Annotated in this window: 19 protein-coding genes; 11 read left to right on the top strand and 8 right to left on the bottom strand. The window is 59.6% G+C overall.

From position 1 onward, the window contains the following. Positions 1–286: 286 nt before the first annotated feature. Positions 287–2,701, bottom strand: coding sequence for a methyl-accepting chemotaxis protein (locus N8A98_RS05140; RefSeq protein ID WP_262169698.1), 2,415 nt, complete (start codon positions 2,699–2,701; stop codon positions 287–289). A gap of 274 nt (positions 2,702–2,975) precedes the next feature. Here N8A98_RS05140 and N8A98_RS05145 point away from each other — a divergent pair, with 274 nt between their 5' ends. The 7 genes from N8A98_RS05145 (at position 2,976) to N8A98_RS05175 (ending at position 7,562) form a co-directional block, all read left to right on the top strand. Next, on the top strand, positions 2,976–3,236 hold the full coding sequence (locus N8A98_RS05145) for a hypothetical protein (protein WP_262169700.1): 261 nt from the start codon (positions 2,976–2,978) through the stop codon (positions 3,234–3,236). Beyond that, on the top strand, positions 3,214–4,479 hold the full coding sequence (locus tag N8A98_RS05150; RefSeq protein ID WP_262169702.1) for an AAA family ATPase: 1,266 nt from the start codon (positions 3,214–3,216) through the stop codon (positions 4,477–4,479). The genes N8A98_RS05145 and N8A98_RS05150 overlap by 23 nt, the downstream gene beginning before the upstream one ends. Positions 4,480–4,896: 417 nt before the next feature. Beyond that, positions 4,897–5,772 (top strand): hypothetical protein, encoded by an 876-nt coding sequence (locus N8A98_RS05155; protein WP_262169704.1) that lies wholly within the window; start codon positions 4,897–4,899, stop codon positions 5,770–5,772. A gap of 14 nt (positions 5,773–5,786) precedes the next feature. Continuing rightward, positions 5,787–6,317 (top strand): hypothetical protein, encoded by a 531-nt coding sequence (locus N8A98_RS05160; protein ID WP_262169706.1) that lies wholly within the window; start codon positions 5,787–5,789, stop codon positions 6,315–6,317. Position 6,318: 1 nt separating this feature from the next. After that, complete coding sequence (locus tag N8A98_RS05165; protein WP_262169707.1) at positions 6,319–6,894, top strand: hypothetical protein; 576 nt, start codon at positions 6,319–6,321, stop codon at positions 6,892–6,894. After that, positions 6,884–7,054: a hypothetical protein gene (locus N8A98_RS05170; RefSeq protein ID WP_262169709.1), complete on the top strand. Its 171-nt coding sequence runs from the start codon at positions 6,884–6,886 to the stop codon at positions 7,052–7,054. Before N8A98_RS05165 ends, N8A98_RS05170 begins: the two co-directional genes overlap by 11 nt. Further along, the gene (locus N8A98_RS05175; protein WP_262169710.1) at positions 7,041–7,562 is read left to right on the top strand and encodes an HK97 family phage prohead protease; all 522 of its coding nucleotides are present in this window, start codon (positions 7,041–7,043) and stop codon (positions 7,560–7,562) included. Before N8A98_RS05170 ends, N8A98_RS05175 begins: the two co-directional genes overlap by 14 nt. A gap of 132 nt (positions 7,563–7,694) precedes the next feature. Here N8A98_RS05175 and N8A98_RS05180 read toward each other — a convergent pair whose 3' ends face one another. The 3 genes from N8A98_RS05180 to N8A98_RS05190 form a co-directional block, all read right to left on the bottom strand. Continuing rightward, positions 7,695–8,468 carry a hypothetical protein gene (locus N8A98_RS05180; RefSeq protein WP_262169711.1) on the bottom strand — a complete coding sequence of 258 codons (774 nt, stop codon included), beginning with the start codon at positions 8,466–8,468 and terminating at the stop codon, positions 7,695–7,697. 554 nt (positions 8,469–9,022) lie between these two features. Beyond that, a complete protein-coding gene (locus N8A98_RS05185) occupies positions 9,023–9,223 on the bottom strand; it encodes a YegP family protein (RefSeq protein ID WP_262169713.1) in 201 nt (66 codons plus the stop codon). Between the two features lie 257 nt (positions 9,224–9,480). Beyond that, on the bottom strand, positions 9,481–9,852 hold the full coding sequence (locus N8A98_RS05190; protein ID WP_262169714.1) for a hypothetical protein: 372 nt from the start codon (positions 9,850–9,852) through the stop codon (positions 9,481–9,483). A gap of 130 nt (positions 9,853–9,982) precedes the next feature. Between N8A98_RS05190 and N8A98_RS05195 the strand changes: the two genes are divergently transcribed. From N8A98_RS05195 to N8A98_RS05210, 4 genes are all read left to right on the top strand, one after another. Next, a complete protein-coding gene (locus tag N8A98_RS05195; protein ID WP_262169716.1) occupies positions 9,983–10,174 on the top strand; it encodes a hypothetical protein in 192 nt (63 codons plus the stop codon). 1 nt (position 10,175) lies between these two features. Continuing rightward, positions 10,176–12,560, top strand: coding sequence for a tape measure protein (locus N8A98_RS05200; RefSeq protein ID WP_262169718.1), 2,385 nt, complete (start codon positions 10,176–10,178; stop codon positions 12,558–12,560). Positions 12,561–12,604: 44 nt separating this feature from the next. After that, positions 12,605–12,841, top strand: coding sequence for a hypothetical protein (locus tag N8A98_RS05205; RefSeq protein WP_262169719.1), 237 nt, complete (start codon positions 12,605–12,607; stop codon positions 12,839–12,841). Positions 12,842–12,918: 77 nt separating this feature from the next. Further along, positions 12,919–15,564 carry a hypothetical protein gene (locus N8A98_RS05210; protein WP_262169721.1) on the top strand — a complete coding sequence of 882 codons (2,646 nt, stop codon included), beginning with the start codon at positions 12,919–12,921 and terminating at the stop codon, positions 15,562–15,564. 129 nt (positions 15,565–15,693) lie between these two features. On the opposite strand, the gene N8A98_RS05215 is transcribed toward N8A98_RS05210, so the two are convergent. From N8A98_RS05215 to N8A98_RS05225, 4 genes are all read right to left on the bottom strand, one after another. Further along, a complete protein-coding gene (locus N8A98_RS05215; protein ID WP_262169722.1) occupies positions 15,694–16,134 on the bottom strand; it encodes a hypothetical protein in 441 nt (146 codons plus the stop codon). A 68-nt stretch (positions 16,135–16,202) separates the two neighbouring features. Then, positions 16,203–16,571, bottom strand: coding sequence for a hypothetical protein (locus tag N8A98_RS05220; RefSeq protein ID WP_262169724.1), 369 nt, complete (start codon positions 16,569–16,571; stop codon positions 16,203–16,205). An 11-nt stretch (positions 16,572–16,582) separates the two neighbouring features. Beyond that, the gene (locus N8A98_RS23355; RefSeq protein WP_390888803.1) at positions 16,583–16,939 is read right to left on the bottom strand and encodes a helix-turn-helix domain-containing protein; all 357 of its coding nucleotides are present in this window, start codon (positions 16,937–16,939) and stop codon (positions 16,583–16,585) included. Between the two features lie 364 nt (positions 16,940–17,303). Beyond that, positions 17,304–17,579, bottom strand: coding sequence for a helix-turn-helix domain-containing protein (locus N8A98_RS05225; protein ID WP_262169725.1), 276 nt, complete (start codon positions 17,577–17,579; stop codon positions 17,304–17,306). Positions 17,580–17,989: the final 410 nt, after the last annotated feature.

The raw sequence follows: 17,989 nt of genomic DNA on the forward strand, positions 1-17,989 counted from the left end.
GCCGGCATTCGTCTGATGCTAGCGTAAGTGGCGGTTTTTCTATGGGGAAGACTGCGCCTGGGGCGGGCAAAAGGCAAGGAGCGGGACTGTCGAGCTGCTCGACCTACCACGGGGTCATTCCCACGCAGGCGGGAACCTCTGTTTTACGATCCCTAGATCCCGGAACGGAGGTTCCCGCCTGCGCGGGAATGACATTGTGGGGTGGAGGAACCGTGGTGACTGGGCGTGTAGCACCCCCACCCTCGATCCCTCCCCACAAGGGGGAGGGAGGCAGATCGGGGCTTGCCTAGAACTCCGACCAATCCTTGGCGATGGCTGCGCTGCCTTGGCTCAAATAGGACTGCGAGGCGGAGCGGACGCGTTCGATGGTGGTTGGTGGTGCGGCGCGGCGGGGTTTGGCTTGGGGCGCTTCAACACTGCTGGGTTCGAGTGTAAACACGTCGACGGCCATGTCGAGTTGGCTGGCCTGGTTTTCGCTCTGCTCGATGGCGGCGTTCATTTCCTCGACCAGCGCGGCATTGTGCTGGGTCATTTCGTCGAGGGTGCGCACGGCGACATTGACCTGGCCGATGGCGGCGGCCTGTTCGAGGCTCGACTTGGCGATGGCCTGCATGAGGCGGGCGTTTTCGTCGACCGCGGCCAGCATGGACGCCAATTGCTCGGCGGCGTTGGAGACGAGCTTGGTGCCGCCGCGCACTTCGCTGGCGCTTTGCTCGACCAGATGCTTGACGTCGGCCGAGGCAGAGGCCGCCGATTGGGCCAGGCGCCGCACTTCGACCGCCACCACGGCAAAGCCCTTGCCGGCATCCCCTGCCCGTGCGGCCTCGACCGAGGCATTGAGGGCCAGCAGATTGGTCTGGAAGGCAATGTCGTCGATCATGCCGATAATGTTGGAAATCTTGGACGAGGCCTCGGTGATCCGCTCCATGGCGGCATTGGCCTGATCCATGGTGTGGCCGCTTTGCGCGGCGCTGGTCGAGACGGTCTGGGCCTTGGTGCTGGCGGCCTCGGCCATTTTGGCATTTTCGGCAACGGTGGATGCAAGCTGCTCCATGGCGGCCGAGGTTTCCTCGATCGTCGCGGCCTGCTTGGTGGTGCGTTCGGACAGATCGTTGGCGCCGGACAGGATTTCGCTGGTGGCAGCGCGCAAGGTGCCCGAGATGGCCTTGGCGCCGCCGACAATCTCGGTGAGCCTGTCGGTTACTGCATTGGTGTCGTCGCGCAGCTTGGCGAAGGCGCCGCTGTAATTGCCCTGCATGCGGCGGGTGAGATCGGTATCGGCCATGGCGGCAAGCACGGCGCCGGTTTCGCCGAGGCCGCGATCGACGGTTTCGACCAAGGCATTGACGCTGCCGGCCAAGGCGTTGAGTTCGGCATCGGGGAACTGGGCGTGCACGCGCTTGGAGAAATCCCCCGCAATGGCGGCATCGACCACTTCGCCAAAGGCGGCTTGTAGCGCCACCATCATGTCGGTGCGCTCGACGCGGCGCTGGATCACGGCGGCGCGTTCTTCCTCGGTCATCTGGCTGATCTTGAGGCCGTTATCGCGGAAAATCTCGACGGCGCGAGCCAGCGTGCCGATTTCGTCGGCGCGCTCAGTACCTTTGATCTCGCTGTGATAATCGCCGCCGGCGACGGCATCGACGGTGGCGCCGAGCGTGCCGAGGGGCTTGCCGATCATGGTGCGGATCAGGGCGAACATTACGAGGCACGCGATCAGTACGCAGACAGCGGCGAGGCCGATAATGGTGAACTGGGTTTCGGTCTGCGTCGCGGTGAGGGTAGCGAGCGGCACACTGGAAACCACGACCCATTGATCAAGCGTGCCGCCTACGGCGAAGGGAACGGCGACGCCGCGCAAGGCGGTGCCATCGGCAGCAGTCAGGTCGGACTCGGCACTGCCATTGGCGAGCGCGGTCGCGACCAGACCGGCCAGTGGATCGGAGGCCGGCAGTGTCTGACCGATCAGGCTCGCGTCGGGATGGGCGACAACCATGCCGGCGGCGGTCAGCACCGTCACGGTACCGGTGCCCATGGGCTTGATTTCGGCGAGGCGGGCATTGACCTCGGCCAGCGACAGATCGACACCGCCCGTGCCCATATAGGTGCCACCCACCATGATCGGCGCGCCGAAGGACATGATCAGCACGTCCTTGCCGCCCACGGCATAAAGATAGGGATCGATCGCCACCATGCGGCCTTCGGCCTTGGGGCGCTGGTAATAGGCGCCGGCGACCGGATCGTCATAGCCGGTCAGGGCCTCGTTGACGATCTCGCCACTGCCGCGGTTCCAATAGGGGATGTAGCGGCCGGTGGCGTCATGGCCGGGACGATTGGCGAAATCGACATCGCGACCGTCCAGTGCATTGGGCTCCCAGCCCGACCACACGCCAAGCAGGGAAGGGTTACGTTCGAGCGTGTGCTCGAGCAGTGCGCCATAGACCGAGCGGCTGGCGGTGCGGGCTTCCTTGAGGGATTCGAGCGCCGTCACCACGCCATCGGCCGTCGCCGCCGCAGCAGAAAGGCTGGCCGCTACCTCATCGGCGACGCTGGCGGTGCTGGCAGCCTGATAGGCGCGGGTCTGCCGGTCGATGGTCTGGCCCACCTGCTGGACCAGCACGAAAATGCCGATGGCAAAGACGATGGCGAGCGCCAATCCGCTCAGAATGGCAGTCTTGACCGACAGAGAGCGAAAATTCATGGTGTGAGGTTTTCCCAATGCAACTCGTACCGGACCGCGCGATCCGGACAGCTCGAGGCGAATTTAGGGGAAAGCCGTTAAGGCATCGTTTGCCGCAAAATGGCCGCAAAGGTGAACGGGCGCGGCGTGTCGGCAAATTTTGGGAAGGAATGGTGCCCGGGACCGGAGCCACACCCCCTAACAAAATCAGATAGTTAGATCGAAGTGGGACACTTTTTGATCCCGCATTCTACTGCACAATTCTTAATTGCAGTCCCACCACAAGGAGGCGCCTATGCGCATTCTGAACCTGCGTCACACCAGTGGCGCGGGCAGCGTTTTGGCGCGCTTCGATATTGAAGTGTCGTCGGAAATAACGCTGCTCGATTGGTACTTGAAACGCACCGGCCGCGGCGAGCTTCGAGTATTTCCACCTTCCCCTAGGCATGGTCAGCCGTCGGCCCGTTTATCGCCAAAACTGATGGCGGAGATATCCGCACTAGTTATTTCCAGCACGGAGGGCGATGCCCGATATGACGTCCTACACGCAGCTTGAGCCTGAAGACTGGAGCGCCCAACTCGCGCGGATCGATTGGACCGGAGGACGCGCTCGGGCCGCGTCGTTGGTAAAAGCGCAGCCGAAGGCACCGGTGCCGCCGAGGCATGGGACACCGCTCCTGCCCCACACCCCAATTGCCGCCAACGACAATGACGCTGTCTTTCTTGAACCATCAGAGTGGCAGGGCCTCCCGGTCCCTACGCGGCAATGGTTCGTCGAGGGCCTGATACCCAGCCGCACCGTCACTATACTCTCGGGCGATGGTGGCCTCGGCAAGTCGCTCCTGGCCCTCCAACTGGGCGTTGCATCAGCCATTGGCGAATCCACAATGGGCCTGACGCCAGCATCGGGACGGGTGCTCTACGTCGGAGCTGAGGATGAGGTGGACGAATTTCACCGGCGGCTCTTCGACATCATCAAGTCGCACGACACGTGTTTTGACGCCCTTCGCGATAACTTCCTACTGCTTCCCCTAGCAGAGCGTGACGCCACACTTGCGGCGCCGGATATCCGCAGCAAGATGCAGCCCACAGCGCTGATGCACCAGCTTCGCGATCGGATGGACATCTTCCGACCAGGGCTGCTTGTGCTGGATACTTCGGCCGACCTGTTTGGCGGCGACGAGATAAAGCGAAGCCAGGTGCGCCAGTTTGTGGCGATGCTCCGCGCGATTGCCATTCAGGTCGATTGCGCCGTCCTCCTGCTGAGCCACCCGTCGGTTTCAGGCATGCAGTCCGGTAGTGGCACATCGGGCTCCACGGCCTGGAACAACAGCGTCAGGTCACGGCTCTATCTCACCGCACCAAATGGCGAAGATGCAGATCCTGATGCACGTGTCCTCACGTCGATGAAGAGCAACTACGGACGCGCCGGCGATGCGTTGAAGCTCCGCTGGCAAGACGGCATCTTCATTGTCGATGATGGGTCCACAAACGCAAATCCAGCCCTTGGCATCCTAAACAAGAGCGACGAACGAGCGTTTCTCACCATGCTGTCCAAGTTCAACCAGCAGGGCCAGCGCGTCGGCGCGTCTACCGGCACAAGCTATGCGCCGGCGAAGATGGCCAAGCATCCGGACGCGAAGGGGACGACGAAACAGCGACTTGAACGGGCTATGCAACGCCTACTCGAGGCCAGTGAAATCCAGCTGGTATGGGATGGACCACCATCGCGACAACGCCAACGATTGGTCGTCACGGCGGAGAATTTCAGTGCCGATCAGGCGGCTTCCACCGCATAGTTCCACCGGGTTCCACCGCCTACCACCGGGGTGTGTTCCACCGCCCCCCATACCCCCCTGCACGGTGGAACAGGCACCGCGGCGGTGGAAGCCGCCGCCAGCCTGCCACCTTAGACAAGAAAGTTCGACACCAACGATGCCGCCTGTTGACGCCATTAGGTCTGGGCAAGAGTGCTCTTGGTGCCGGGAGGGGTGGGCAAAGGTCTACGACCTTCGCTTCCCCACACCGGGCCATCCCAATCGCGCAAACGCTAACTCAAAAAAAGCTCACGCGTACGCGCTCGTGTGCGCAACGCGCACGCGAGAAGGCTGCGGTGGATTACCCGGCAAACCGGTTCTGATCTGCCCGCCGAACGTGCGCAGAAATTTCTCTAACGGCCGAAAAGAGCCGTCCATCCAAATCTGAGGAAACAATCCATGCTAGCGCTCAAGGCGCCGGGCAATTTTGTGCCGGCAAATGATAACGAATGGGACGGCCGGCGGCTGCTCGCCTGGCCCACCGCTAAACGGCTTATAGCCGATGGACGCAAGGAAGACTTGGCTTTGCTATGGTCCTACCGCGCGCTGGTAGACACAGCATTCGGTGAGCCCGCCAACGACAACTGCCGCGATCCGGCGCCCGACCTGTCCGAGGGCGGGACCGATGACCGTGCGGCATTTGAGATCATTGTTGAGGTCGACCGCCTGCCTCCAGACTTCCTGCCGACAATAGAAGAGATGCAGGAGGCAACCGGAGTCGAGCCCGGCAGGCAATGGCCAGCAATGCCACGACCGGTAATTGTCGAGGTCGATCAAAAGACCGGCGCCGTCCGTCGTGAACTTGGCGGCCTCGCCTTTATCCATGGCAGCCGCTTGCTTGAATATCGAACCACTCCCGATGCGAAAAAGTGGAAACGTCCAGCGACTGTGCACGCTCACCACAAGAGCAAGAAGAAGCGACCGACCCCCTCGCTTGTTCCCAACAGCAGCGACACATGGGGCCTCGAGGACCAGATCGTTGCCCGAGAGGAACTGCGGACCATTTACGACGTCATTCCGGCATCGAGCGTTCGTCTTCTAGAAATCGCGTGCGGACCCACCAGGGCTCGAGAAATCGGCGAGGCCTTCGGCAAACGTGAAAAGACGGCAGAGCGGCTCGGTGTACGGCTGATCGATCGCGCCATAGGGCACCTTCGAGAGCACTGGCGTCCCCAAATTGCAGATAAATCCCGAAAGAGTATGGGGTTGTTTCCTCTCCCCCTACTGACCCGGCTTCGGCCGGGTTTTTCTTTGCCCCCTCAACCGCAACTTTAAAAATTTAGGAGGCCATGGTGCCGACTATCACAGCCGCACTGGCCGCCCTGGAGCGGTACACCGGCTTTTCCCAATCCCGCAGCAAAACCATTGCGCGTCGGCTGCAAGAGGCCGGCATCTTGCAGCTGGGTTCACCCGGTTCAACGCCTCAGATTGACCGCGCCGGCTTCGGCGCCCTGTTCGTAGCCCTTGCCGCCGACACCACGCTCCATGCCGCCGCAGACCGCGTTCGCCAGTACTTCGCGCTTACACCGGGCGGCGTGTCATTGGAGGGTGCCCCGCCATCGATCGGCACGGCCCGTTCCGAATTGCTCGCCCTGATCGACATCGCCACCGACGGACCCGACGACCTGCGGCACGTCCAGATCGAGTTGGTGTCGAACTTCCCCGAGATTGCCCTCTACTGGGCCGACGGCACGGTGCAGCGTTACCAGCCCACCGGCACAGTTTCGAACCACTGGCAGGTCGACACTCACCGAAAATCCACAACCGTCACTGGCCGCGCGTTCCGCGATGCTGCAAACGCCACATTCCGAAAGAACTGAAATGGCTCTTCTGAAGAAGACTAGATCGGCCCCCTACGTCGTGCAGTCCCTTGCCGACTCCAACGCTGAGTACGGTTTGCGTGCCGGCCGGCTTGCCGAACTGCAAACGGCCCTTAGCGCGCTACGTACAGAAGCCTTGGCGCTCGATCGTGAACTCGGACGAACAACCGCGCCGGCGATGCGGCCCTCCGTGGCTGCACTTCTCGGTGATGAAATCGTGGATGAACGAACCGGCAAGAGCACGCGGCTGTTGGAACTGCGTCGCACCATCGCTGACCATGAGGCGGCGATTGAGCTGCAGAAGGCCCGAGTAAACGAGGCAAAAGGTGTTGCGACCATCGCCGCCTGCCAAGCAGCAAAACCAGAATACGGCCGGCGTGTCGCGGCGCTTGCCGCGGCTCTCGAGGCCGTCGCGGGCGCTCGAGCCGATTATCAGCAGCTCGTCACTGCATTTGAGGCCGAGGACATCTCCTGGACCCGGCTTGGAGTGTTCATTCCAAACTTCCTTGGTACCCAGGGCGATGGTCATATCGAGCGCTTCATCCGTGAGGCGAAGGAGGCCGGTTATGTCGCTTGAGCGCGCGGACGGCCAGCGCAGCGGCAAAACAGGTGCCAGGCGCCATATCACCGTTGAGGGTAAAACCACCTTCGACGATCGGACGCCGGTGACGATTGCACGGGCGTTGCGCGCCAAGTCGAAGCTCGGCGAGATGGAGCGAAAGATTGCCCAGCGTTAACGGTTACGCGGCGCTCTTCCAGAACGAAACAGTCATAGCGGGTGAGTTTCGCGAAAGGATAGCGCGTGGGGCTTTTTCCAAGTCATTGCGGGATGCAGACGTCGTTGCCCTGCTCGATCATGACACTGGACGTGTCATCGGGCGCAAGTCCGTTGGGACGCTCACGTTGCGCGAGGATCTGATCGGGCTCTGGGTGTCCATCGATGTCGATAACTCCACTCCGGAGGGACAGACGGTTTTGGGTGCCGTAACCCGCCAGGATTTGAAGGGCATGAGCTTCGGCTTTAGAGTGCGAAAGGAAGAATGGGCGGACGGTGGGAGCCGCTTGCCGCTCCGCACCCTCACTGAGATTGAACTTCATGAGGTTTCGGTCGTGGCCTTCCCTGCCTACGAACGCACCAGCATAGTGCTGTCGAGATCCACGCCACAAAGTCCTCGTGAGAGCCAAGCCAATGCAGGTCGCCGGCGCGCCGAGGCGGCCATGCGGCGCCGCGGAATCCCCGTATGAAGAAAGGCCCCGGCAGCTGTCACAGCGCCAGGGCCTTCTCTGTGCCAGCGCTGCGGGGGACATCGCGCACCGGCTTGAGGCTTAGATGGGTAGGCTGACATCGGGTTCAATGTCGGTCGCGCTGGTGTGATCTTATGACCAATTCGCGCGGTTGATCACCCGGGTGTAGATCGTGGCATCGTCGAAGTCATTCATGCCCATCAGATTCATAGCACTAACGACATTTGCGCCGGTGACCTCTTCGGGCGGCTGGTCACTTCCACGGGCGTGGTCAAATAGGGCCGACGCCCGTGCGTAGATTTCGGCGCAGTCAATAACGTAGGACTCGAGGTTCAGAAGCATGGGCGTTGCCCGGGCCTCGACGCCTGCAGCGTGTCGTATGACCTCTGCAGTGCGGGAGTGCTGGACTTGGAGGCGCGCTATTAGCTTAGCCAAGTTCTCAGCAACCCCGTCATCTGCGTGCTCAACGTAGTCCCTCATTAAGCCAAGCGCATCGTCAGGCAGTGTGGCAGGTACCGCCGGGGCGGGTACGGGGCAAGGTAGGACTTGCCCGACACATTGTGGACGCAGCAGGTTCAGCGCATCCAGCGACGCCTCTGCATACTCCATCAGCTTGGATAGTGACAGCGGGAGCATGGCGCGCGTAGCTCGCATCTTTCGTATACGAGCCTGCTCGGTCAACTTGTCGGCGTGCATGATTTGAGCCTGGACCGCACTCGCCCCAACCATTGCGGCGGCGATGGCTACGAAGCCCGTGAGAAGCGTTTGGTATCGCTCAAGGACGTACTCAGCGACTCCATGTGGGGTGTCCGAACTGACTCCAGTCACTGACACGGCGCCGGTCCAAAATACCAGCAGGGCCAATACCGTTCCGCCAGCAATGATCGCGGGCAAATGGGCGCGCATTAGCTCAAACCTCGTCACCTGATCAGCCGCCTATAGCCGCAAAGGGCGCCTATGGGGAGGGGATATCTCAAACTCCAGCGGAACGGCTTTTCGCCTACCGCCCGTCCCCCAACGCGCACTCTCCCGCAATTCAAACGATGGGGGTAAAACCCATGCCACGACCTAGAAAGTCGATCGCACAAGCGCGCTTGACTGGCGCCTACGCCAAGGATCCGGCCCGCTACGCCGCCCGCACAGAGCCATTGGTCAACGAGCCGCTAGGTGCACCGCCTGACTGGCTTACGGTCACTCAGCGGGCCGTTTGGCGCGACATAGCGAACCGTATGCCATGGCTCAACAAGAGCCACCGCGGGATTACGGGGATTGCCGCCATCCTGCAGGCCAAACTTGCGGACGGGGCACTGGGTTTCCCCGGTATGAACCTCCTCCGCATGACGTTGGGGCAGATGGGGGCCACGCCAGCGACGTCGCAACACGCCGCTCTGCCAGAGCCGGTGAGCGATGATCCGGCGGAGGCTTACTTTAGGTAGGTGGCGAGGCGATCGTAACGCGATCTACTTGGCGTCAACCGTAACCCAAACCGGGCTGCTGTTCGAGCCTTGGACGAGCTCGATGCCACGCTCACAATCTGCCTTCTTCACGTAGCCCTCGCCGCTATCGGCGATGATCTTCGCGTTCGATGCCTGATAGCGCCAGCGGTACTCACCCTTGTTGTCCTTATAGATCAGGAACGACGGGTACGGGCGGTCGGTCATTTCTCTCTCCTCCTAGTTGTTGCTTCCACAAAGTTGTTCGCATGGCGCTCCATCGCTGTCGCCATCAAGGCGACCTCCCCATGAGCAATTCTGCATATACCAGACGGCTTCATCGCAGGAGCCGATCCGCCCGCAGGTCTTGCGAGGCTGGCAGCTAACCTGGGCAACCTCGTAGATGTCCGGATTTGCTACGCTTTGTTTCCCGGCAAAGGCCGGTACTGGCAAAAAAGCCAGTACCGCCATCGCTAGCCACATCTTCATGCGACCGGCGCGAAGGTGATGCCGCAATTTTTCACGCGGTTGACCTGCTCGATAGCCTGCATCTCACCCTTCATGCGCGCCACGTCGGCAGCGGCGGCGCCGTCGCCTTTCATGAAAAACAGTGCTGGCCAGAACAGTATGACCCCGACACCGGTCATGGCGGCGTCTTGGCTCCGGTTTTTCTCCTGCACACCGTAGGCCTGTGCCGCCCTGGCCGACACCCCTTCGGCTTCCGCACGAAGCTGAGCGCAGCTCAAGTTCTGGTAGAGCCCAGTGGAAACATAGGTGGGCGCAATATCCTTCGGTGGCGTTGCGCAGGCATAAAGCATCGCCGTCGCGCCAAGCGCGATTGCAGTCTTCTTAATCATTGAAGTCCCCCAAATAATGCGGGGAGAAGACACTAAATCCAACTAGTCCGCAAGCAACTCGTTAGCAGATCGTTAATCATTGAAATCCCCGCCCTCGCCGGCGGGTTTTTCTTTTCCAAGGATTTCCAACATGACCACACCCGAATTTCGGGCGCGTCTCCGTGCGCTCATTCTTGACGCCGCAGACAGTGCCGCAGAGCCGATTGCGTTCGTTGATGAGCTGCTTGCAGAGGCGATCGCTGCAAACGTCGTGGCTGGCGATCGCATTTCGACGGCAGCAATGCTGCGCAAGTTTGCCGACCAGATGATGGAACCGGCCTGAAATGTCGGACACCATCCAAACGTTGCTGGTTAGCCTAGAGGCACGCGTGGCGGGGTTTGACCGCGAAATGAAACGCGCGGTCGGCATCAGCAACAAAAATGCCAGATCGATCGAGACCCGCTTTCAGGCGATGAACCGCAACGTGTCGCGCAGCTTCAGCGACTTTGGTGGCGCCATCGGCAAGGCGTTCGCTGGTGCCGCCGCACTTCGTGGCGCCCAACAACTGATCGATACCAGCATCGGTATAACGAACAGCTTGAAAGTTGCTGGTCTAGCCGGTGAAGAGCTCAACAGCGTCTACGATGACCTGTTTGCCTCCGCGCAGCGAAACTACGCCCCGCTTGAGGCGCTTACCACCCTGTATGGGCGGGCTGCCGCTGTCCAGGACGAGCTAGGGGCGTCGTCGCAGGACCTCATCAAATTCACTGACAACATCGCCATAGCGCTCCGTGTAAACGGGAAGTCGGCAGCGGAGTCGTCAGGCGCCCTGATGCAACTTGGTCAAGCGCTTGGCTCGGCTAGGGTGCAGGCTGAAGAATTCAACTCGATCAACGAGGGTGCCCGTCCCATCCTTCAGGCCGCTGCGGCGGGTATTCTGGAAGCAGGCGGGTCTGTAGCGAAGCTGAAGGCCCTTGTTAATGACGGAAAGATTTCCAATCAGGCGTTCTTCCAGGGCATCCAGGCCGGCTCCGTTATCCTTGAGGAAAAACTAGTCGGCGCCGAAGCTTCGGTATCGAACTCGTTTATTCGCCTTCAGAATGTTCTGATCGACACTGCTGGCAAGATGAATGAGGGGACGTCGGCTAGCACGATCCTCGCGGACGGCCTTCAGAACTTGTCGGACGGCGTCGAGGAATTTGGCGCATGGCTGGAGCAGAACGGTGAAGGCGTAAAAACGTTCTTCGCTGATGTTTCAGAAGCCATCGAGGCGACGCAGCGCGCATCTCGTGATCTCGGGCAGGCCAGTGGTCTAAGCGGCGTCGGTCGATTTATCGAAGACCTAACCGGGTTGCAGGTGTCTTCGGACTACGCAACGGGCAGCGTCAAGAGAACTGTCGACCAAATCGAACGGCTATCGGGCGGGGCCACGGATGCCGACCTAGCCATCGCTGCTGCCGAACAGGCTCTTGTCAACTTCGCAGCGAACGGCGCCAGCGGATTTGGCGAGCTTGAGCCGGTTGTCGACGACTTCATCCAGCAATTGCTGAAAGGCAGAGGCACAGCCGAAACGGCCGCTGTCGCTATCGAGAAAATCGGCAGCGCGGGCGATTTCGGTTCGCTAATCGGCCAACTCGGCGGTTTGGTGGACGCGTTATTCTCCGTACGGAGCGAAGCGGTTGCTACCGCCGCTGCCGTTGCCGCAGCTCAGCGCGGTGAAACGTCTCGCACGAACATTGAGAGTCAGCGCGCAGAGCAGTTGGCAAATCGGCCAAAACCGGCCGTGACTGTGAAGCCGATTACCGCGGCGGACTACCCCGTAGTTGGTGGCTCCGGTGGCAGACGTTCAGGCGGCGGCGGGCAATCTCCCGGCGAAAAGCTGGATGATATCCTCAAAAAGCAAGCGGAAGAAAACCGTCTGCTCGAGGAAAAGACCGCTCTTCAGGCAACGCTAAACCCGCTGGTCAGTGATTACGGCTTTGCCGTTGAAAAACTGCGGGTTGCGCAGGAATTGCAATCCGCGGCAACTGCGGCGGGTATCGAGCTTACTCCTGCCCTGAAGGCCACGATCGACGAACTGGCTACCGGTTATGCCAACGCCTCTGTCGAGGCTGAAAAGCTCGCCGAAAGCCAAGAGCAGATTAAGCAAATCGCCGCTGACTTCGGTGAAGCTGGCAAATCGGCAATCCAGGGTTTCATCTCTGATCTGCGCGAAGGCAAGTCTGCCGCGGATGCACTCAGCAACGCCATGGCAAGCATTTTGGACTCGGTCATTCAGATCGGGATCAACGCGCTGCTTGGTGGCTTTGGTGGCGGAGGCGGCCTGCTTGGTGCGCTTGGTGGTTTGTTCGGCTTTGCAGGCGGTGGTTACACCGGGGCTGGCGGCAAGAATGAGCCAGCGGGTGTGGTTCATAAAGGTGAAGTCGTCTGGTCTCAGAGAGACATCTCCCGTGCCGGTGGCGTCGGCGTTGTCGAGGCTATGCGTCGTGGAATGTCCGGCTACGCCAACGGTGGTTATGTCGGCTCACCAGGACCGGTGATCGGGCGACCTGCAAACGACAATGGCGCCATGACAGTACGCGTCGAGCTGGATAGCGACATGCTCCACGCCCAGGTCGTCAACACCGCCGGCCGAGTGGTTGCTGCCGCTGCTCCGACCATCGTTCGCCGCGCAAACGACAGTGCGCCTGACGTAGTGGCTCAGAACGCCGCTCGGTTCGGCAGTTAGCGCTCGGGCCGCGTCACCCTCCATTTCATTTTAAGGAATCCAACATGACCACCCCGCGAACCGTCACGCACAGTGACGGAACGACCTTCTCCGACGGAACCGGCTACGCACCGACGGACCTCCTTGTCAGCGACGAATGGCCGGCAAACCCGTCCGCTCTGCCTGTGGAGCACCAGGTTTCGGTGCTGGCCCGAGCTGTCCTGGTTCTGGCCGAGGGGCGCCGACCCAGCGGCGCCATGAAGCGGTTTGCGCGGGCCCTGGCCACCGGCCGGCCCGCCTAACGCAGCCCCCTCCACCCATCACATTTTGAAACACAGGGCTGCCCTTCGGGCGGCCCTTTTTATTTGGAGCCCTCGAAGTGGCATCTTCTATCGACGTCGTCTACCGCGACTGGAATACTCCTTCCGTTCCAAGCAGTGGTGACTGGGAGCCGAAAAAGCCGGAAATCCGTTCGCTTCTGAAGCAGATTCAGAACAATGGCGGATCGTCCGTCACCAGAAACACCTACGCAACTCTATTTGCCGTCACACCCCCAACTGAAAACTACATGGGGGTGGTGCTTAACGATCCCGATGCAACCAAGAATGGCTACTATAGCCGCGTCGCTGCAGCCTGGATTTGGGAGCGTGGGTTCCCTGATACTTTTGCCAAGTTGGTTTTGTCTGGGACTGGTTCAGCGCGCAGCGCATCCGTTGCGACGGGCGTAAATCCTGCCGATGTCGAAGTGTTCTTTGCGCCGGTAAACGCCAGTAATTCTGGCCCAATTACGCTGTCCGTCGCTGGCGGCCCAGCACGTGAAGTGGTGAATGCTGCAGGTCTGCCACTTACTGCTGGTGAGTGGACTGGCGTAGTCCTTTTCTTTCTTAACAGCGATGCCGACTACCAACTCATCAACGATGCTGGTGCGGCTGCGGCTGCGGCTGCCGGTGCAGCAGCCGCAGCCTTGCAAGCCAATAGGGCAGAAGATGAAGCTGACCGCGCAGAGGCCGCGGCAGAGGCGGCGCAGGCGGCTGGCGCCAATGAGTTTGCGACCGCGCGAACGGGGCTCAAGGCGCTCAATACGTCGGCCTTTGGTAATGTATATCTGACCGAAGCGGGTCGGGAAGGGCAGTTCCAGTTCAAGAGCGGGGACTATAGTGCTGAAGTAGCCGCAGACCCGTTAGAGGGTGTTTATGTCAAAGCCAACGATACTGCTTCATCGGCAGGGGCGTGGGTGCGCGTTGGCGCCGACTGGAAGGGTTTGACAAACAAGAAGATCAGCCTCGGCTGGCTGGGCTACAAAGCAGATGACGCCACGGACAACACCGCCGTGGTCAATGCCGCGATTGCCATTGGCAATTTGGCCGGTCAAACCACGATTATGGTACCGGTGGGGATTGGGCGCGTCGGTGATCTGAACGCCATAACGGCGCATGAAGTGCGCTTTAAGTCGGAGGGTGCATCTGGTCACGCAGTTCTCAAAGGCACCGCAGCCACGATGTTGCAATGGGGCAGCGCTTCATCTGCTGCTATCGCCGGCGGCGGGTGCGACGGAATTGGCTTTATGGGCAACAGCAACCCAATTCAGTCACTGATAACCTTTGAGAACAACAATGAGATTTTCTTCAACGATTGCGCCGTTGGGGCTGGTGTCGCAACTCTGGCGACACTTGGTCGGATAACGGCCAACGGAGGATCGAATATTGTTTGCTTCGATAACCTGACCGGCAGGGTTCCGAATATCGGTGCGCCGCTGTTTAAGTTGGTTTCTGGGGGGGGATTTTTTGTCACCGGGTCGAATGTATATAATCAAGCATTCGCGGGTGGTGGATCAGCAGTGGCTGATCGAGATTTCATCTTCCAAGCAACAGGATCCTGGAACACCATATCTGTTCGCACCAGCTTCGTTTATTTGTTCGACAGGTTTCTTATCTCGTACCTAGACCAAGACGGCCAGACGCTTGGGGATGTTCACATCCAAGGAAACTGGCTCGACGAGATGAACGAGAGCATTCTGCTTGTGGCCCTTCATTCCGGGTCAGCAATCGGAAACGTTGATATCTCAGACACTGAGATGACCGGAAAGAAGGGGAGCGCCGTCAGGACGGCCGGCGCAGGGTATTTTACTCGCGTCGATCTGGCGGGATTGGCAATCCGCGAAACCAAGAAGAACGCCATAGACATCTCGGCGCCGGTTCATCTGTCAAAAATCGATAGGGTAACGGTCACGCAGGTCAACGAACCCTGCGGCTTCACCGGGTCTATAGCTGGCACTACGCTGACCGTCACCGCTCGGTCGGGAAACCCCGGAGGAACGCTGGCGGTAGGTGATGTTATCACTGGAACGGGCGTGACGGTGGGGACAACCATCACAGCGCTTGGCACGGGGACTGGATTGCTGGGTACGTACACTGTTAGCCCAAGCCAGACGGTTTCGAGCCGCTCCATGGCAACATCCACTGGTCATTATTCTGCGCTCTACATGGCGCCAGGGTCCGCGAACGTATCTATCACCGGAAGCTCATTCGGCACCGCAGGCGATGTGCTAGGTGAAGGCTACGGTGCATATGGCGTTCAGATCGAGGGAGGCGATAAATTCAACATCGCCAACTCCACGGCAACGGGTCTGTCAGGGAACTGGAATGTCTCTGCGCTGACTAATAGCAGTGCGGATTGCATCTATTTTTCATGGACGCCAGTTCTATCCTCGTCGGGAGGAGGTGCTTTCGGATCCACTGTTGCTGCTGGTACCTACCAAAGGATTGGTAACACGATCCATTGGAGCATCGTCGGAACGATCACAACGGTTGGGGCGGCTACTGGGTTTATCCAGTTCACCCTTCCGCAAGCGGTGTCCTCTGTGGGAGCATTCAACTATCCCGGTTCGGGTGCTCAAGTGGGCTCCGCCCTTACCGCCTCGACGGGCGCCGGATCTAGCCTTGCATCACTGTTCAGATACGATTCAGGGGCTTCAGCAACGGTTGTCGGGTCCTTTTACGCTTCTGGTTGGTACAAGGTAGCGTGACATCTTCGCTGGCTTACAGGGATACGCGGGAATGCCATTTCAGGTCCCTTCTCTAATAAACTTCCAGCTTCAGGTGCGTCATAAACCTGAAGCTGGACGCGCTGACGCTCTGGGTCATCCCAGCATCGGTCAGGCACGCAGCTCATAAATTAGGGCGTCCATATCCTTGTATAGCTCATAGAGCTCGGACGCGAGATTAGCGAGCACCTCCGGTGTTATCTCGGAGAGGACCTGCCTGGTTTTTTGTCTTGTGCCAACGAACCCGATTTGCAGCGCCTGCACGAGGTAGCCGCCGCCCACCACTTCAAAGACACCGACGTCAATTGCGTCGTGTATCGATCTGTGACGCCGCTCTCTTAAAAGTTCGTATTTGTCTAGGACTTCAATTGCCCGCGCCCGCCGTATCGGATCAGCGATGCCGGCGAAAAGCTCGGAAGCGAAACCTCGCGCGAATGGCCAATTGCGAAGGTTGGCCGCCACTTGCTCAATCGTCAGCGAGTCCTGAGCGCTAGCATTCGTGACCGCGCCGCAAAGCTCAATTAATGCGTCCTCAGCGTTTGCGGCCCACATTGTGAGGTGCCCAAGCGGGACGATGAAAGGCTCTCTGTATTGATCAACGGGAGGTAACTGCATACCGCTCACATGTAGGCCATTGCCGACGCTGTAATGCTCGCCCAGCAGTTCGTCGCCATCGAGAACTCGCCTTTGGCGTACTGCACACCAGACAGCCCGGCAGCCCCCAACGCGACGGCCTTGATCTGCAATTGCTCGAGCGCCTTGGCCTCCGTTGGCAACGGATCCCAAGCCTTATTCTTACAGGAAGTACCATCGATTGGACCCAGCATCGTGGCGCCTTTGGGCGGAGTTTCTGTGACCTGCACCGCCCAAGCCTGGCGCACGATCGGCGCGGGCATTGACCCCACGTCTGCAATGCCAAGGTTGGAATTTGGGCCGATACAACCGGCAAGCATAATGACGGACAGCGTCATAGCAGCGATGGTCTTCACTCTATTCCTCCTCACTGCCTTTTCCCGCCTCCCAGGAAGCTGGCCGCACGCTTACGCATCTCCGCCTCTGCGCGACCTAAGACGGTCTCCTGTGCCTTTGTCGGAGCGACGCGCATCGACTCCCATATCGCTGCTAGGTCAGCTTCACTAAACAGCAAATGACGACCGACTTGCGAACAGCGGCCAGTGCGCCGCGCTAGGCGAGCCACCGCATTCTTTGTCATTCGAAATCGCTCAGCCGCTTCTGCAAGAGTGTAAATAGGGTCGAGCGTCATCTCTTTGGTCGAATTCCGAATGGGCCATGAACCGCCGCAGAAAATCCCCAATGCCACAGTTTTGCAAGAACTAAAAAGTATAACTTCGGGCATAAGTCCGCATTAAATCGCATTTATTTTCCTTCCAGAAGAATAAAAATGCGAGCCTCGCATTATGCTTTGACGTCGACTAAATAACTGTTCCTGGCACGAGTGGGAATTGCTAGCAGCCTGCCGTCGCAATACCGCGGCGATCAGGAAGACAAAAATGGCTGCTTTGAAAAAACGACGATCGAGGCCCGATACGCTACGACCGAACCCCAAGACGATAAAATTTCGGATAGCCGAACTCTCTTTGACCTCTGCGAACGAGGATCGCCTGGGAAACAAGGTCTCACAGACGGTGTTTGTGATCGTTTATCCCAGAGGCAGAATACTCCCTTAAGTAGACCGCTCCCGGCCTTAGCGGTCGGGAGCCTCATTTTTGCTTCAGGGCCACTCCTGGTCCGTCGGCCGTATCATCTTTGTTTATGAACTGGATGCCAGCGCCCTCGAGCGCATTGCGGATAGCGGTAATGGTTTCTGCCCGTCCGCCCAATTCCTTGCCGCCCGTTTCGCCTTCTCCGTCATCCGCCTCCAGCCGCTTGATAGTCGGCTCAGATACGCCGCACTTCATCGCCAGCGTCGATTGTGACCATCCCAAGAGCGCACGGGCAGCCTTCACCTGGCGAATTGATACTTTTAGTATTGACATTCTAGCTCCTTACAACGATACTTTTAGTATCACGACTCATATGCCGGTCGCAACGAGGAGCCGCCACCATGCTTAATTCTATTCCCCTCACCAAAAACGCCCTCACCTTACCAGTCGCGACTATCACGGCCGCAGGTCACAGACTGACCGCACACCTACAAGCAAAGGCATGGCCCGAGAAACAGGCCGGCGCACGTTCGCAAAGAACTTGCAAGCTGCCGGGTGCCATCGGGGGCCACAAAAATCTCTTGCGCTGATTTTGCGAACGCGCGCCCACTATTCACCCGACAATTTCCGACAGGAGTCAGAATGCGCGCAGCCAATGATAACCTCGCGGCGCCACGTTTGCTCCCCTACGGCACCTTGCCACGGGGGCTGAGCCGCACTGAAGCGTCAGCTTATTTCGGAGT

The organism is Devosia neptuniae (assembly GCF_025452235.1).
Classification (GTDB): Bacteria; Pseudomonadota; Alphaproteobacteria; order Rhizobiales; family Devosiaceae; genus Devosia.

Excerpts from the sequence above, each read along its gene's own strand:
- N8A98_RS05140 (WP_262169698.1), bottom strand. The coding sequence starts at position 2,701 with ATGAATTTTCGCTCTCTGTCGGTCAAGACTGCCATTCTGAGCGGATTG.
- N8A98_RS05145 (WP_262169700.1), top strand. The coding sequence starts at position 2,976 with ATGCGCATTCTGAACCTGCGTCACACCAGTGGCGCGGGCAGCGTTTTG.
- N8A98_RS05150 (WP_262169702.1), top strand. The coding sequence starts at position 3,214 with ATGACGTCCTACACGCAGCTTGAGCCTGAAGACTGGAGCGCCCAACTC.
- N8A98_RS05155 (WP_262169704.1), top strand. The coding sequence starts at position 4,897 with ATGCTAGCGCTCAAGGCGCCGGGCAATTTTGTGCCGGCAAATGATAAC.
- N8A98_RS05160 (WP_262169706.1), top strand. The coding sequence starts at position 5,787 with ATGGTGCCGACTATCACAGCCGCACTGGCCGCCCTGGAGCGGTACACC.
- N8A98_RS05165 (WP_262169707.1), top strand. The coding sequence starts at position 6,319 with ATGGCTCTTCTGAAGAAGACTAGATCGGCCCCCTACGTCGTGCAGTCC.
- N8A98_RS05170 (WP_262169709.1), top strand. The coding sequence starts at position 6,884 with ATGTCGCTTGAGCGCGCGGACGGCCAGCGCAGCGGCAAAACAGGTGCC.
- N8A98_RS05180 (WP_262169711.1), bottom strand. The coding sequence starts at position 8,468 with ATGCGCGCCCATTTGCCCGCGATCATTGCTGGCGGAACGGTATTGGCC.
- N8A98_RS05185 (WP_262169713.1), bottom strand. The coding sequence starts at position 9,223 with ATGACCGACCGCCCGTACCCGTCGTTCCTGATCTATAAGGACAACAAG.
- N8A98_RS05190 (WP_262169714.1), bottom strand. The coding sequence starts at position 9,852 with ATGATTAAGAAGACTGCAATCGCGCTTGGCGCGACGGCGATGCTTTAT.
- N8A98_RS05195 (WP_262169716.1), top strand. The coding sequence starts at position 9,983 with ATGACCACACCCGAATTTCGGGCGCGTCTCCGTGCGCTCATTCTTGAC.
- N8A98_RS05200 (WP_262169718.1), top strand. The coding sequence starts at position 10,176 with ATGTCGGACACCATCCAAACGTTGCTGGTTAGCCTAGAGGCACGCGTG.
- N8A98_RS05205 (WP_262169719.1), top strand. The coding sequence starts at position 12,605 with ATGACCACCCCGCGAACCGTCACGCACAGTGACGGAACGACCTTCTCC.
- N8A98_RS05215 (WP_262169722.1), bottom strand. The coding sequence starts at position 16,134 with ATGTGGGCCGCAAACGCTGAGGACGCATTAATTGAGCTTTGCGGCGCG.
- N8A98_RS23355 (WP_390888803.1), bottom strand. The coding sequence starts at position 16,939 with ATGCCCGAAGTTATACTTTTTAGTTCTTGCAAAACTGTGGCATTGGGG.
- N8A98_RS05225 (WP_262169725.1), bottom strand. The coding sequence starts at position 17,579 with ATGTCAATACTAAAAGTATCAATTCGCCAGGTGAAGGCTGCCCGTGCG.